Source organism: Pantoea sp. QMID4 (genome assembly GCF_030270445.1).
GTDB classification, from domain to species: domain Bacteria; phylum Pseudomonadota; class Gammaproteobacteria; order Enterobacterales; family Enterobacteriaceae; genus Pantoea; species Pantoea vagans.
Genome location: NZ_BSXL01000001.1, coordinates 248,928 through 263,502 on the forward strand (window position 1 = coordinate 248,928; position 14,575 = coordinate 263,502).

The following is a 14,575-nucleotide window of genomic DNA, read 5'->3' on the forward strand; positions in this document are numbered from 1 at the left end:
CCACCGTGATAACCTCCATAGTAGCCTCCATGATATCCGCCGCCACCCCCGCGGTGCCAGCCATTGTCGTGTCTGGGGCTGATGATACAACCGCTTAGTAATGTCATCAGCGCAACCACCGAAGCGACTTTAATTAATCTCTTCATCGGAAACCTCTCCTCTTTTCCAATGACTACGACACTACGCTGGAAAAGTGGAGTGAAGATGCAGGCTTTGTAGAGTTATTTAATAAGATATGACGGAATATTTCAGAGTGCTGCATTTTGCCGCGGCATGAAATAAGGAAATCGGAATGAGCTGAATAATAATTACTATCAAAGAGAATGGTCTTAAAATCAAGCGAAAATAATTCTCATTTGAAAGTTTTTACCACTACATTATTAGCATGTCATTTCAATGGGAGAGAAACATGGCGCATAACGTAAAAAATATTCTGGCGTTACAGGCTGAACTCGGGGAATGCCCGCTCTGGTCATCAGAAGAACAGGTGCTGTATTGCGTCGATATTCTGGCGCCGGCCATTCACCGTTTTGATCCGGTCAGCGGTGAATTGCAGACCTTCCCGCAGGCGGAAGAGGTAGGGTGCATCGGTCTGCGTGAGCAGGGCGGGCTGATAGCCGCATTGCGCAATGGTGTCTGGCTGCTGGATGCGCTGGGTAAACCAGAGAAAAAGATCACAGAGAATCCCGGTGTGGCCGCGCAAAGTCGCTTTAATGATGGCCGTGTGGATCCCTGGGGTAACTTCTGGTGCGGCAGCCTGTGGGAACCGCAGGATAAAAATGGCGGTCTGTTATGCCGCGTAACGCCTGACCTGAAGCTGGAAGTGAAGGCGCAGGATATAAAAATTTCCAACGGGCTGGCGTTCTCTCCGGACCGGCGCTGGATGTATCACAGTGACACGCCGAATGAGGCGCTCTATCGCTATCCGTTAAGCGAGCAGGGCGAACCGGGTGAGCGCATGCTGTTCCGTCGTTTTGACGCGAAAGGAGGATTACCGGATGGTGCCGCGGTAGATAGCGAAGGTTTTTACTGGTCAGCACAGTTTGATGGCGGACGCGTGGTACGTATCGATCCGCAGAGCAGCGAAATCGTCGATGAGATTCTGCTGCCGGTGAAGTGGCCAACCATGGTGGCCTTTGGCGGAGCCGATCTTAAAACGCTGTTTATCACCAGTTCGCGGGAAGATCGCACGGAAGAGGAACTTGCACGTTATCCGCAGTCAGGCGATATCTTTGCCGTGGACGTCGCGGTAGCGGGAATAGCAGAGCCGCGATTCCGCGGCTGAATGTTAACGGGCCGCGCTATGGCGGCCCATGGTCGTTGTCCGTGAAGTCAGTGGCGTTGCAACATCGGCTCTGCTGTGACCGAACTTTGCGGCAGTCGGATGGTGAGCGACAGGAACAAGGAGATGACCAGCAGCGTCATAATCAGGCTGAAGGTGACAGTGAAACCACCAAACAGCGAGGCGACCAGCGAACCCAGCACGCTGCCGATACCAAAGCCGAGATAGAGCAGGCCATAGTTTTTTGTCAGGTTGTTGAGGCCAAAGAAATCACTGACCAATGATGGGAACACCGTGATGGTCCCGCCAAAGCTAAAGGCCACACAGGCGAGTGACAGGAAGAAGGTGACCTCATTCATCCGGGTAAACAGCAGCACACTCATACCGATCAGCGACACAACCTGCGCCAGCGAAATGACCCGGATACGCAGCATTTTGTCAGAGAGTACCCCCAGCACCAGACGACCACTCAGGTTAGCAATCGCTATCACCGTAACTGCGCTGGCAGCAGTCTGCGTGGAGAGATGCACCAGACCTTCGCCGATATCTTTGGCAACCCCTATCACATAGAGTCCACTCATACAGGCGGTCAGGAACATCAGCGCCAGCATCCAGTACTGCGGCAGACGCACCGACTGTGCCAGCGTGTAATCCCGCGCATATTGCTGACCTTTGGCGGTGGTCCCGGTCTGCTGCAGTGGCGCTTCACGCATCAGCAGCGCACCGAGAATAATCATCGACATGGCCAGCACGCCCCAGATTATAAAGGTCTGTTCAAGACCAACCGTCGCCAGCAGTGCTCCGCAGATAAACTTAAATCCCAGACTGCCAAGGCCGTAAGCGCCAATTGCACAGGCAGAGATCATCCCCTTACGCTCCGGGAACCATTTCACGCAGTTTGACAGCGTCATCAGGTAACCGGCACCATCGGCCAGACCGACCAGCAGTCCGGCACTGAAGTAGAGCATCATCAGGTTATTTGCGTGTGCGGTGAGCCAGAAGCCCAAAGCCATCAGTATACCCGCACCAATAGTGACGCGGCGTACGCCAAAACGTTCCTGTAATTTTCCGGCCAGCGAAGAGGCGATAGCCAGACCTAAACTCAGCAGGCCAAAGGAAAATGCGACCTGACTGATCGGTGCATCCAGCTTCTGTGACAGCTGGCCGTTGAACAAACTCCATGTATAAACTGACCCCAGCGCAAACTGAGTGATTACCGTTCCGAACAATGTAAGCCAGCGGGAACGCTGGTAAGAAGCCTGTTGAGTCTGGTTCATAATTTATCTCTCCCGTCCGGGAATCTGGAAACTGCGGTCAGAATAAAGCAGTGATTCACGCGCGTGAGCAACAAAGGTATGAACGGAACCTATCAGGGAATGAAATGCCATTCAGGCGGTATGAATGACACAATGCAGGTCTGCAGCGATAATACAGTGTTGCGTTAAAAGTAACCAAAGCAGCAGCTTAATCAATAAGCGTAACCACCCGTAATAGAATGTTTCAGCAAGCCGATTATGTGAGCAGCCTTCCGAATCTTTTGCCAGGCTGATAGTTCACTTATCAGGAGGAAATATGAAAGACCGGACATATGAATCCACAACCAGTGAGGACGAAGTTTGCTGCATCATCGGTCAGGCGGTGGTTGAACTCAGTACAGAACAACAGCCTGTGACCAAATCGACGCTGGCATTGAAGCTTTTGTCGATGGCCGATCGTGATAGCGACGATGAGCGTGTTCTGCTCTACTGGATTGCGCGTAAAGCGATCAATCAACCACAGAAACTTCTTCAGCAGCAGTGGGCATAATGCCTGTCCGGACGCGGGTCTGAGCCCGCCTCCGCGTCAGATAATTACCCGGCGACGGCTTGCCGGCCAGCGGGCAAACATCACGATATTGCCCAGCAGAATCATGACAAGGCCAGGGATGGCGCTGACATGCCATTCATAGCCTTCGTACCGGGTTGAGAGTGCCAGTGCAACCAGTGGAAACAGAACCGTTGTGTAGGCAGCCCGACTGGCTCCGATACGTCCCACCAGCGTAAAGTAGGCCCCGAACCCTATTACCGATCCCACGATAGCCAGATAGGTTAATGCACCAAGCCACTGGGCATTCCATATTGGCTGCAGCGAAACACCTTGTAGCAGTGAGACCAGTGCCATCATCAGCGCGCCATACAACATGCCGTAACTGTTCGTTGTCAGTACGTCGCGTTGCAGACGCTGATGCCGCTGACTGATCATATTGCCAAGTGAAAATCCCAGCGTGCCCAGCGCACTCAAACCAATGCCCCACATCAGCCCGGCAGAGGCCTGCGTGCTGCGCAGATCGTGCCAGAATAGCGCAACGATGCCGGCCATGCCCAGCACGATTGCCGGAATGAGACGTGCGGAAGGGCGCTGACGGAAAAAGATCCAGCTGTTAATGGCGTTATACATGACCGCCATAGAGAAAATGACCGACTCCAGTCCGCTGCTGATATAGCCTGAAGCGTAATAGAAACAGACAAAGTTGAAGCCAAAGACGCAGCAGCCTTGCAGCATGCAGAAAAGATGATCGCGCAGGGTCAGCCTGTGCAGTCGTTTTATCAGCTTAAGCAGCAATAACATGACCAGTGAAGCCAGTAAAAATCGCCAGAACACTGCGACAGTTACGGCCCCCATGCCAGCAGACTGTTGCGCATAAATCGCAATCCAGGTTGTCCCCCAGATGAGCACGACAGAAAGATACAAAAACAGGTTCATTGTCAGGTTCTCCACCACAAAACGCCGAGTCTGCACGGGTAACGCACCAGGCTCTTGCAGCGGATTGCGCCGGGTTTGTAAAATCTTGCGCATTTTTATCTTTCGTCCCGATGTGACCTGTTTTCTGTCCCCGGCAATCCGTAAACTGGCCCTCTGTTTATCTGAACTGATACCCCCGATGCGTACCTATCAGACCTTTGAAATGTTGCAACGCCACAAAGCACAACTGCGCGATCAGGTACAACTCAACAATGGTATTCAGCTGGCCGCCTGGTTTAATAGTGGCGATCGCGTTACCAATCTGAGCGATCATCACACGCTGAGTCTTTATGTGGCGGGCGGCTACGATACCTGGCATAAAACAGCGCACGGCTGGCGTAACGGTGGCGCACCGGATCGCTTCTGTCTGATGCCCGCAGGCACGGAATCAACCTGGGATTTGCGTGCCGACCTCGCTTTTGTTCATCTCTATTGCAGCGAAAATCAGCTGCGGCAACTGGCCGAACAGGTCTGGGACCGCAGCCCGGCACAGTTAAATCTGCATGAGAAAGTCTTTTCTGCTGATGAGCGCATTACCCAGCTTTATCGACACTTTCTGCTGAGCAGCGACTGGCAACAGCCCGCCAGTCAGCTGACATTGAGCAGCGCTTCAACCCTGCTTCTGACCCATCTATTGCAGCACTACAGTGAGGTTAAATGGCAACTGCCACAGGTGCGGGGCGGACTGGCTCCGGTGGTGTTACGGCGTGTTCTGGAATTTATTGAAACCCATCTCGACCAGCCATTAACCCTATCAGTGCTGGCGCAGGAAGCGGCATTGAGTGAGTTTCACTTTGCCCGTATGTTCCGTCATACCGCGGGCGAAGCGCCACATCAGTTTGTGATGCGTCGTCGTATGGATCGTGCGCGAACATTACTTGATCGGCCCGACCTGACGCTGACTGAAATAGCGCTTAAGTGTGGTTTCCACTCTTCAGCGCACTTCAGCCACCGTTTCCGTCAGGTTTATGGCATGACGCCTTCGGCATGTCGGCGGGGGAGTCGATGAAATTTCTGAACTTGCCGTTATAATTACTGATATTAAGCCGAATAAACTATCTGATTTTTGAATTACCATTGAACCATTGTTCAATGATTTTTTCAGAGCATAAAAATTTATTGTAACTTTGTCTTAATATGTGATTTTTTACTTTTATAATGATTAATAACTTTCTTTAAGGCTGTCTTATCGGATTAATGATTATAACTTTAGCGACGTGACTACTGCCTGATAAAATATGAAGGTGTCATTTTTTAATGACACCTTAAATAAATAACAAGATTTAGCATGTGCTAAATTACCCAACTTTCCTGAGATATTACAGTTCTTTGTTACCTTTAATATCCCACCCTGACTGAGTTTCAGCGCCTTTGCCGCCACTCGCTGATTGTTCCCAGTACTGTGTCCTGACTTTTGATGCCTGGAACTGATATGAGACTCCGATCAGATCACGATTTGTAGTGCCATTGAAAACCACATTAGTGATGAGGACGTCTTCAAGCGTAATGCGACAGTACTCAATTTGGCTTCCTCCGGCTTTACATACCGAAAGCTCAACCTTGCCTACATGCTTGCCGTTGGATACATAGCGCATAATTGCTGGAGTAGCTTTGTCAATGAGTGCCTGAACTGATAAGTCGCGATACTGAACCTTTCCTGCACCACCGCCACCCCCAACCGACATGTTCCCTGGCTGGTTTGCACCCCACGTGAAAGATTCAATAGCAATCCAGCCTTTATGGTTGCTGTCCTGTGATTCGCCTGTAATGCCATCGATTTTTAAGAAGAGATCTGTACTCATAGCTGGTCCTTTTGCTTTCCCTGGGAAGGGGAATCTGATTAAATAAACTTAACGATGCGTATAATGACATAAAGGCACAGTCATGGACTACTGGAAACCAGACCGATTCAAGAATTACTTTCTGACTATGGCTAATGCTGAGGCTAATCAGCTGCTTAATACATCAAATCACTACTCTTTGATTCACCTGTCTGATGGTTACAACAGGATTCAGTTTCAGGATGAAGTGAAGATTTTTGTTAATGCTCAGATGGATACTATCCGTTCAGGTGCCACAGATGAAGATTGCCAGCAATGTATACAAAATCTGAAAGAAGAGCATCGTAATCTAATGAGACAAGATCAGCTTCTTCGGACAGGTCAGGCGGCATTGCATGCTTCAGTACAATTCGTTCAGCAAGGTGATTTCTGGGGTTATGTAATCAATGGTGTTGGAGTCGTGCTGAGTGGGTTACAGGTAGTGGCTGGGTTTGGAGTCATGGCCGCATCAGCTGCAACCGGGAATATAATAGGGGTTGGATTTGGTGCGATGCTCACACTACATGGCGTGAATGGCGTTCAGGAAGGTGTGATGAATGTTATTACAGGAAAAAACGATGCCCAGGGTTTCTTAAAAGACGGTTACATTGGAGCAGCAAAATTTTTAGGCTTCGATCAAAAAACAGGTGAAATTGCTTACAGCAGTATGGATCTTGCTCTCTCTGCGTACGGCATGTTCAGGCTGATAAGAAAACCTGAAGCATTTCGTCTTTTTTACTACATTAACTCCGATTTTGTTCGGGGTGTCAAAGATATGAGCCGTTTTGAGTTAGGCGTAGAAATATATAACGACTACTCTGCACTTAAATCGATATACGATAATAAAAAATAAATCAATCAATTTTTCTAGTGTATCGGAATGATTTGTAGCCTAACTTCATCGGTGTGAAAATGTAAAAAATTGGAGCTATGATTAGCATTGTTATTGAGTATGAAGTAATAGCCAGGCTATCCTTGTATATAATCGTGTAAATCCAGACAATAGCAAGAATGAGTACCAGGAATATTGAAGCAATAAAGCGCATGCTGAGCTCTTTAAGTAAAGCGGGGTAAGTCGTTCCACTTTTCTCGGCTTGCATTCTTAAAGCAGCAATATCTTTCGCATTGAAACCGTTCCCAGCAAGTTTTTTTTCAATTTCAAAAGTATTCATATTGTCACCAAAGCTGTAAGTTTAGACCGATCATAACTCATGTGCACTGGATGTTGCCAGAAAAAATTACATTATCTTTCAATAAGCTGCCTGTTAATTTTAGATTGCTCGGTATTGGTTTTTTCATTGATCTATAATTTAATCTTTCATAGTTTAATTGAGTTTTCAGGCGTTTTTTTAAATGAAAAACTTGATTTTAATACTCTCATCCAGCCAGGTTCTGAGTAGTTCGTTTGCAAGATCATTGCATCTGACGCGGATTTAATAATCTAAAATAATTAATGTTTACCGCCACAGTCTATAAGTAATTCTGCTAAAGACAGAAAGTGAATATTTATTATTCAAAACATACTGCTTTTTATCTGAACTGTTGAGCTGCGACTGAATGACTTGCCCGGTTTGCCTGACAAACGCAACGATACGCAAAACCAACAGAAAGCCCCCCCAGCTGTCGGATGTTTACTGCCAGTGCACCAATCTGGAATGTGGGCACACCTTTGTAATGAACGTCTCGTTTTCACATACCATCAGTCCCAGTGCGTTAGTTGGAGATGGAAGGGTAAGGGAACTGCTAAACGCACTTGGGCAGGATGAACGTAAACAAGTGCTTGCATTGCTCAGAGAGGAAGAGATTAAGAGTTAAAGGATATGCCGGGCGGAACGGGAGCGCCCGGCTTACTTATTTAGATGAAAAAATTTCAGTAGTAATTTTGATAAAGTCATTAAATATCAATTAATTACATTAAATTCATTTTGAATAAGATTGTTCTCCTTGTTTACGTAAAAATAAAATTGCCATAAATATCAATAATTTAATCGCAATTTGGATGACCTGAAGTTGTTGCGAAACTGAAAAAAGTGAAATTCCTTTCAACGATTTCAGTTAGGGTTATGAGCCGTAAACCCTCTGCTGCTGCAGGCGGAGATAGTGCTTTGAATAAAAGTGAAACTGAAATAATTTCTTGATACGAAAACCGCAGGCGGGTGCGGTGTAGCGCCATTTTGTTGCAATTATACTTTCCTAATGAAATTATTACGTGTGAATTGATAATTTTTGATGAGCTTTTCTTATATGTATGATAAATATAATGCCACACAAAAACTTGTTAGAAAGGAAATTAGGTTAATTAAAAATGAGTCAATATATTATTAAGAAAATCAAAATAGAAAGTTTATTCGGACTCTATAGTTACACGCTGAATAATATTGATATCTCAGATGGAACAATAATTCTTTATGGAGATAATGGCGTTGGTAAAAGTACCATTCTACGCATGGTATTTGATTTACTGTCTATATCTGACGAGAAAGGGCACAGATCAGCGATACTCAAAACTAATTTTAAAAAAATTGAAGTAACACTAGAGTCCGGAGTGATCTTATCAGCCGAAAAAAAAACCTCTGAATCCTCTCATGAAGTTTTGAGTCTTAAAATTATTGAAGATAATAAAGAAGTTGCACTGTGGAATTATTCAACAGAAAAAACACATGTAAGGGAAATTACAGTCAATAATAAACGCATGTATGTCAATATCAATGAAAATTATGAGCTTGAATACTTTAAATCTAAAAATCCTAATCATTCAGAATCGAAGAAACTCTCTGTTTACGGCGAGAGTATTTACATGGCAAAATTGCGTGAAGTTGTACCAACAACCTTTATATTAAATGCCGATCGTAGACTTGATGGCGACTCTATAAGTGACGGGGATGATGAGGTTGAGTATAGAAGAACTATGCGTTATGGTGAGCCAAAAAGCATTCAGGATTTAGTTATAAGATCTCGAGAAATAGCTTTAACCCAAGCATTATTCGCTGCTTCTAAATGGATTTCAAGAAAGGCAGTAATAGGGACTAATCAAGGGACTGACAATGTACATTCTACTTATATTCGAATCCTGAAACACATTGTATCCCCTAAAAATGACGTTTCTTCAGAAATTGCCAATGATGAACTTCAAAAACTAAGCGCTAAAATTGAGTCTCTTGGAGCAGAAACGAAAAGACTAGCAAAGTATGAATTGACTACCGCGCTTGACATGACTGAATTTTCTCGCGTTTTGCAGTTTCAAGAAAACACAAATAGTTCTTTATCAATTGACCTTCTTAAACCATATATAGAAAGCTTGGATGTTCGTTTAGAAGCAGTAAGATCAATATACATAACAATTGATAGATTCATAACAATTGTCAATGAATTACTGACTGATAAAGAGATGGGGTTTCACCTAAGCCAGGGTTTCTATATTAAAAATAAGTTCAAAGAAACTTTAACGTCAGCGCAATTATCGTCTGGAGAACAGCAGCTATTACTGCTTTTCTGTAATGTATTAGTAGCAAGAGATAAACCAAGCTTATTTATAATAGATGAGCCTGAGATATCATTGAATATTAAATGGCAAAGGAAATTAATACATTATCTTTTGGATATTACACAAGATACAAGTGTCCAGTTTATGTTCGCCTCTCATTCCTTGGAAATTATATCTCAGCACAGACATCGTGTAGTCAAATTGGTGAACGAGCATGAGTGAATTGCCAAGGCGAACTATTGAGGAGCTTAAAACTCGTTACTTTTGCGAGCCGGAATTATATGACATATATGTTGAGGGGAATTTTGACAATACGATAATAACGTCTTGGTGTAACAAGCACAAAGAAAGTAAAATAGTTTCATATGAAATAAATACTGTTGAAATACCATGCGAGATTTTAAACAAATACAATCTCACAGAAGGGAAGAAACAAAGAGTCGTTGCATTAGCTAAGGAATTGGCTCATGACGATTTTAGTGGTTATCGTTGTTTGGTTGACAAAGACTTGGAACACTGGATTGATGAGTTAGAATATGTGCCAAATTTAATAAAGACGGATTATTGTTCTTTAGAACTTTATTATTTCAAAGAGGATGTAATTAAAAGAATTATCGTTGAAGTGTCTGGCTCTAAAATTCTTATCTGGGACGAGTTCTTTACTTCATTTGTTGATGTTTTAAAAAGATTATATTGCCTCCGTTTGTCGGGTGAGTTATTAAAACTTAACCTTGAATGGATTGAACTTGATAAATACATTTCATTCAAAGGAAGTTCATTAATTTTTAATAATGCCTTATATGCTGAAAGGGTACTGCTCAAAAATGCTAAGCGATCCAGGTTGGATGAATTTAATTTAATTTTTGACAGATGGTTAGGTCAGTTAAATGGTGACCCGAGATTTTACATACGAGGGCATGATTTCGTTAAAATGATATCATTGTCAAATAAAGGATTTAAGGGACTTAAAAATTTCCAAGATGAGTTGGCAATTGAGAGATTATTCATAGCTTTTATAGACGAAGTTCAGGAGTTAATTGACTCAATAATAAAATCGCTATAATGCTGCAACATCAATTTCCTTTGATTTAAGTATTGCGCATGATTATAAGTTCCACGAATCGAGTTCTTATCAACATGCGCAAGCTGCATTTCAATCCATGCGCTTTCAAAGCCATGTTCATGCAAGATCGTGCTCATCATATGGCGAAAACCATGCCCCGTTAGCCGCCCATGATAGCCAAGCATCTTTATCACTTTATTGATGCTGGCATCGCTCATCGGCTTTCTAACGTCGTTTCTGCCTGGGAACACTAGCTGATATTTGCCGGAAATCACCTTCAGCTTCTTCAAAATCTCAACCGCTTGAGACGATAGCGGCACTAAATGAGAGCGACGTTTCTTCATACGTTCTTTGGGGATTTCCCACAGAGCTTTGTCCAGATCAAACTCACACCATGAAGCCTCTCGGAGTTCAACGGTGCGAACACCAGTAAGCATGAGTAGTTGAGTGGCGTATTTAGTCAATAAACTGCCCTGATACCCTTCCAGCGCTTTAACAAAAGCTGGAATCTCTTTTTCTGTCAGGAACGGGAAGTGATTCTGTTTTGGCTTGTTCAAAGCGATGGCCAAATCGGGAGCAAAATTGTACTTTGCTCGACCCGTTACTACAGCAAAACGGAGGACTTCACCACAGCGGCGACGGATCTTACTAGCCTGCTCTAATGCGCCGCGCTTCTCGATTTTTTGCAGGACGGCCAATAGTTCAAGTGGCTCTATTTGCTCAATGGGGCGGTGACCAACGAAAGGGAAAATATCACGCTCAAGGCAGCCTAAAATTTCTTTAGCATATCCATCCGACCAGGTTGACTTCTTGCTGGCATGCCATTCTCTGGCAACGGCTTCAAAATTATTATCATGCGAGAAACGCAGCGCTATCTTGTCGGCTTTACGTGCATCACTGGGGTTAATCCCCTTAGCCAGCATCGCACGTGCCTCTTCACGTCTACGACGAGCCTCTGCAAGCGAAACTTCCCCATAAACGCCAAATGAGATCATCTTAGGCTTGCCAACAAAGCGATAACGGAAGCGCCAGCCTTTAGCCCCATTAACATCAACCAAAAGCGATAGGCCTGCGCCATCGTTGAGCGTATAGGGCTTGTCTTGCGGTTTCGCACGTTTAATTTGAATATCAGATAGCAGCATGTGTATAGAAAAAAGATCGAACTGAGTTATACGCAATCTTATACACATCTGTGTATAGATTCCATTGAACTTTACTGGATAGTTCTGGATATGAGGTGTGTCGTATGGTTTTGTTTAAGAAGGGATTTTAAACTTTATGAGACAAGCTGAGACTTGCAAAAAGTGTCCCCTGCAGGAATCGAACCTGCAACTAGCCCTTAGGAGGGGCTCGTTATATCCATTTAACTAAGAGGACTGCGGCGCGCAGTATAGCGCAAACAGGCTATGGGATTCACTACATCGCCGTCCGTTTGCTCATTCCGTCAGCAATCCGGCTTTCTGCACGCGTGAACATTACGTACAGAAAGCGGAAAGCCGCTGTTCTGAAGCCCAGGATGCCAACCAGACTGAAGCGGCACTCCGGCTCTGAATCTTCACTTCCGGTTACAGCAGACACCCCGGTAAACGTTCTTCAGCCGCACGCATAGCAAATCGCCTCAGCCAACAGACCTGAAAGGCAGACAGGGTTAACTGGCTGCCTTGCCAGTCTACTCCGTGCCTTCCTGCTCTTCGCGCTGGCGGCGCTTCTCCTGCTTCCGTTTTTCCGCCTTCGCTTTAGCAACGGCCACTTCACTCATATCATTGCGAATCTGCGCATGGCTGATCAATGCAAAAATCAGTGTGCCACCGGTAATGTTGCCGAGCAACGTCGGCAGGGCAAATGGCCAGAGGAATTCATGCCAGCTGATGCTGCCATTAAACACCAGATAGAGCACTTCCACCGACCCCACCACGATATGTGCCAGATCGCCCAGCGCAACCAGCCAGGTCATCATTACAATGACCAGCAGTTTAGCGCCGCCCGCAGAAGGGAACATCCAGACCATCGTGGCGATAATCCAGCCGGAAATCACCGCATTAGCAAACATCTCGCCAGGGGTGTGTTCCATCACCTTCATACTGATATTGGTAAAGGCCTGACGGGTGGCATCGTCAAATATCGGCATCTCATTGAATGCCAGCGCACCCAGCGCGGTACCGATCAGGTTACCCAGCAACACAATGCCCCATAGCCTTAACAGCAGACCGCCATTACTCCAGGTCGGTTTGTGCATTACGGGTAACACGGCGGTAACCGTATTTTCAGTAAAGAGTTGCTGGCGCGCCATAATGACGATAACAAAACCAAAGGTATAACCGAGGTTTTCAAGCAGGAATGCGCCCGGAACGCCATCCAGATGCACCTGGAATATCCCTTTAGCCATCAGCGAGGCACCCATGGACAGGCCTGCCGCGATAGCTGACCAGAGCAGCGCCATACCGTCGCGCTCCAGCTCCTTTTCACCATCCTGACGAATTTCTTCATGGATCGCCGCAGCGCGGGAGGGTAATGCCTCCTCATCGACTTCAATGTCAGTGCCCTTGTCCTTCTCGTCACTCTCTACGTCGTTAGGACCCTGTTCATTACCTGATGAAGGCTTCATATTTTCTCCTGGTGATAGTGCTGTGGCGTAATAAGCGTAGCTGTTTTTTATTTGCTGATAATGTAACGGCCAGTGCGAATAAGCGTAACAACGTTTTTCGGAACTGCATTTTTATTCAGACTTCCGACAATACCGCACGAATAAGCTACTGGCAGCGAAACTGAGCTATGGCTCACACTTCGGCCCACAGCAACATTGTGGTAATATCCCGGCCACTTTTAGCTGGTGCGATTCCCCCCTCAATGTTGGAAATCATTACGCTCACTTGCGCATACGACGAACGCACGCTGTTCCGGCGGCTCTCTTTTCGCGTCTCTGCTGGTGACATTGTGCAGATTGAAGGCCCCAATGGTGCCGGTAAGACCTCGTTATTGCGCCTGCTGGCGGGTCTGAGCCGTCCGGAAGAGGGTGAAATACGCTGGCAGCAGCAGCCGATCCTGCGGCAGCGTGAAACCTGGCATCAGGCGATGCTCTATCTGGGCCACCATCCCGGTGTCAAAGGCGTGCTCACGCCGCTGGAAAATCTGCGCTTTTACCATCCCGGTTGCACTGATGCACAGATCTTTGCAGCACTTGAAAGTGTCGACCTCATGGGCGATGAAGAGGTGCCGGTCAGCCGCTTGTCGGCGGGCCAGCAGCGTCGGGTGGCGCTCGCGCGCTTGTGGCTAAGCCATGCCAGTCTGTGGATCCTCGATGAGCCCTTGACCGCCATCGACAAAGCGGGAATCGAAATATTAATGGCGCAATTCGCCCGGCATGCCGATAACGGCGGTGCAGTGATCCTCACGACCCATCAGGATTTGCCTGCGAATACTGCACGGGTGCGTAAAATTCGCCTCGGCGACGAGGAGGCTGAGTGATGCTGTTTCGCCTCATCCAGCGTGAACTGCGCATTGCCTTTCGCGGCGGTGCGGATGTGGTTAATCCGCTCTGGTTTTTCCTGATCGTCATTACCCTGTTTCCGCTGGGCATCGGACCGGACCCGCAACAGCTGGCGCGCATTGCGCCGGGCGTGGCCTGGGTTGCCGCGCTGCTGGCGTCGCTTCTGGCGCTGGAACGGCTGTTTCGCGATGACTTCAGTGATGGCTCGCTGGTGCAGCTGGTTCTGTTGCCGACGCCGCTGCCGGTAACGGTCATTGGCAAAGTGGTGGCGCACTGGCTGGTCACCGGCGTGCCGCTGATCATTTTGTCGCCACTGGCCGCGCTGCTACTGTCGCTGGATTTTAATGGCTGGCGGGCGATGGCCCTGACGCTGCTGCTCGGTACGCCAACCCTGAGTTTCCTTGGTGCGATTGGCGTGGGTCTGACGGTGGGTTTACGACGCGGCGGTGTGCTGCTGAGCCTGCTGGTGCTACCGCTGGCGATTCCTGTCCTGATCTTTGCCAGTGCGGCGATGGAGGCGGCCAGTCAGGGATTGCCGATTAATGGCTATCTGGCGATTCTCGGCGCGATGCTGCTGGGCAGCGCCACGCTCGCGCCGTTTGCCACGGCAGCGGCGCTACGCATTACTTTGCAGTAACCGGCTTGTATCCACCGCGCG

General features: G+C 47.0%; 15 protein-coding genes and 1 tRNA gene. 9 read left to right on the forward strand and 7 right to left on the reverse strand.

The genetic code is table 11. The features are described 5' to 3' along the window. Nucleotides 1-409 precede the first annotated feature (409 nt). Nucleotides 410-1,285: an SMP-30/gluconolactonase/LRE family protein gene (locus QSK07_RS01190; RefSeq protein ID WP_275221103.1), complete on the forward strand. Its 876-nt coding sequence runs from the start codon at nt 410-412 to the stop codon at nt 1,283-1,285. Nucleotides 1,286-1,332: 47 nt separating this feature from the next. Here the strand turns inward: QSK07_RS01190 and QSK07_RS01195 are convergent, their stop codons facing one another. After that, nucleotides 1,333-2,559: an L-lactate MFS transporter gene (locus tag QSK07_RS01195; protein WP_285720232.1), complete on the reverse strand. Its 1,227-nt coding sequence runs from the start codon at nt 2,557-2,559 to the stop codon at nt 1,333-1,335. Nucleotides 2,560-2,854: 295 nt separating this feature from the next. On the opposite strand from QSK07_RS01195, the gene QSK07_RS01200 reads away from it, so the two are divergent. Further along, nucleotides 2,855-3,088, forward strand: a complete 234-nt coding sequence (locus QSK07_RS01200) for a hypothetical protein (RefSeq protein ID WP_098052702.1) — start codon at nt 2,855-2,857, stop codon at nt 3,086-3,088. Nucleotides 3,089-3,124: 36 nt separating this feature from the next. On the opposite strand, the gene QSK07_RS01205 is transcribed toward QSK07_RS01200, so the two are convergent. Continuing rightward, on the reverse strand, nt 3,125-4,024 hold the full coding sequence (locus QSK07_RS01205; protein ID WP_098053146.1) for a DMT family transporter: 900 nt from the start codon (nt 4,022-4,024) through the stop codon (nt 3,125-3,127). A 178-nt stretch (nt 4,025-4,202) separates the two neighbouring features. Between QSK07_RS01205 and QSK07_RS01210 the strand changes: the two genes are divergently transcribed. Beyond that, complete coding sequence (locus QSK07_RS01210; protein WP_285720233.1) at nt 4,203-5,072, forward strand: helix-turn-helix domain-containing protein; 870 nt, start codon at nt 4,203-4,205, stop codon at nt 5,070-5,072. A gap of 310 nt (nt 5,073-5,382) precedes the next feature. Here QSK07_RS01210 and QSK07_RS01215 read toward each other — a convergent pair whose 3' ends face one another. Next, nucleotides 5,383-5,865: an Hcp family type VI secretion system effector gene (locus QSK07_RS01215; protein ID WP_041457006.1), complete on the reverse strand. Its 483-nt coding sequence runs from the start codon at nt 5,863-5,865 to the stop codon at nt 5,383-5,385. Between the two features lie 82 nt (nt 5,866-5,947). Between QSK07_RS01215 and QSK07_RS01220 the strand changes: the two genes are divergently transcribed. Further along, nucleotides 5,948-6,736: a DUF4225 domain-containing protein gene (locus QSK07_RS01220; RefSeq protein WP_285720234.1), complete on the forward strand. Its 789-nt coding sequence runs from the start codon at nt 5,948-5,950 to the stop codon at nt 6,734-6,736. A 1-nt stretch (nt 6,737) separates the two neighbouring features. On the opposite strand, the gene QSK07_RS01225 is transcribed toward QSK07_RS01220, so the two are convergent. Then, nucleotides 6,738-7,055 (reverse strand): hypothetical protein, encoded by a 318-nt coding sequence (locus QSK07_RS01225; protein ID WP_285720235.1) that lies wholly within the window; start codon nt 7,053-7,055, stop codon nt 6,738-6,740. A 385-nt stretch (nt 7,056-7,440) separates the two neighbouring features. On the opposite strand from QSK07_RS01225, the gene QSK07_RS01230 reads away from it, so the two are divergent. The 3 genes from QSK07_RS01230 to QSK07_RS01240 all read left to right on the forward strand — a co-directional run bounded on the left by QSK07_RS01230 (nt 7,441) and on the right by QSK07_RS01240 (nt 10,430). Continuing rightward, nucleotides 7,441-7,698 (forward strand): Ogr/Delta-like zinc finger protein, encoded by a 258-nt coding sequence (locus QSK07_RS01230; RefSeq protein WP_285720236.1) that lies wholly within the window; start codon nt 7,441-7,443, stop codon nt 7,696-7,698. Nucleotides 7,699-8,188: 490 nt separating this feature from the next. Further along, nucleotides 8,189-9,589, forward strand: coding sequence for an AAA family ATPase (locus QSK07_RS01235; RefSeq protein WP_285720237.1), 1,401 nt, complete (start codon nt 8,189-8,191; stop codon nt 9,587-9,589). Further along, a complete protein-coding gene (locus tag QSK07_RS01240; RefSeq protein WP_285720238.1) occupies nt 9,582-10,430 on the forward strand; it encodes a DUF4435 domain-containing protein in 849 nt (282 codons plus the stop codon). Before QSK07_RS01235 ends, QSK07_RS01240 begins: the two co-directional genes overlap by 8 nt. On the opposite strand, the gene QSK07_RS01245 is transcribed toward QSK07_RS01240, so the two are convergent. The 3 genes from QSK07_RS01245 to QSK07_RS01255 form a co-directional block, all read right to left on the reverse strand. Next, a complete protein-coding gene (locus QSK07_RS01245) occupies nt 10,394-11,572 on the reverse strand; it encodes a tyrosine-type recombinase/integrase (protein WP_285720593.1) in 1,179 nt (392 codons plus the stop codon). The genes QSK07_RS01240 and QSK07_RS01245 overlap by 37 nt on opposite strands. 163 nt (nt 11,573-11,735) lie before the next feature. After that, a tRNA-Arg gene (locus QSK07_RS01250) sits at nt 11,736-11,807 on the reverse strand. A gap of 292 nt (nt 11,808-12,099) precedes the next feature. Then, nucleotides 12,100-13,035 carry a formate/nitrite transporter family protein gene (locus QSK07_RS01255; protein ID WP_285720239.1) on the reverse strand — a complete coding sequence of 312 codons (936 nt, stop codon included), beginning with the start codon at nt 13,033-13,035 and terminating at the stop codon, nt 12,100-12,102. 242 nt (nt 13,036-13,277) lie between these two features. Here QSK07_RS01255 and ccmA point away from each other — a divergent pair, with 242 nt between their 5' ends. Both ccmA and ccmB read left to right on the forward strand, forming a co-directional pair. Next, on the forward strand, nt 13,278-13,895 hold the full coding sequence (gene ccmA / locus QSK07_RS01260; RefSeq protein WP_275221016.1) for a cytochrome c biogenesis heme-transporting ATPase CcmA: 618 nt from the start codon (nt 13,278-13,280) through the stop codon (nt 13,893-13,895). Continuing rightward, on the forward strand, nt 13,895-14,554 hold the full coding sequence (gene ccmB / locus QSK07_RS01265; protein WP_285720240.1) for a heme exporter protein CcmB: 660 nt from the start codon (nt 13,895-13,897) through the stop codon (nt 14,552-14,554). Before ccmA ends, ccmB begins: the two co-directional genes overlap by 1 nt. Nucleotides 14,555-14,575: the final 21 nt, after the last annotated feature.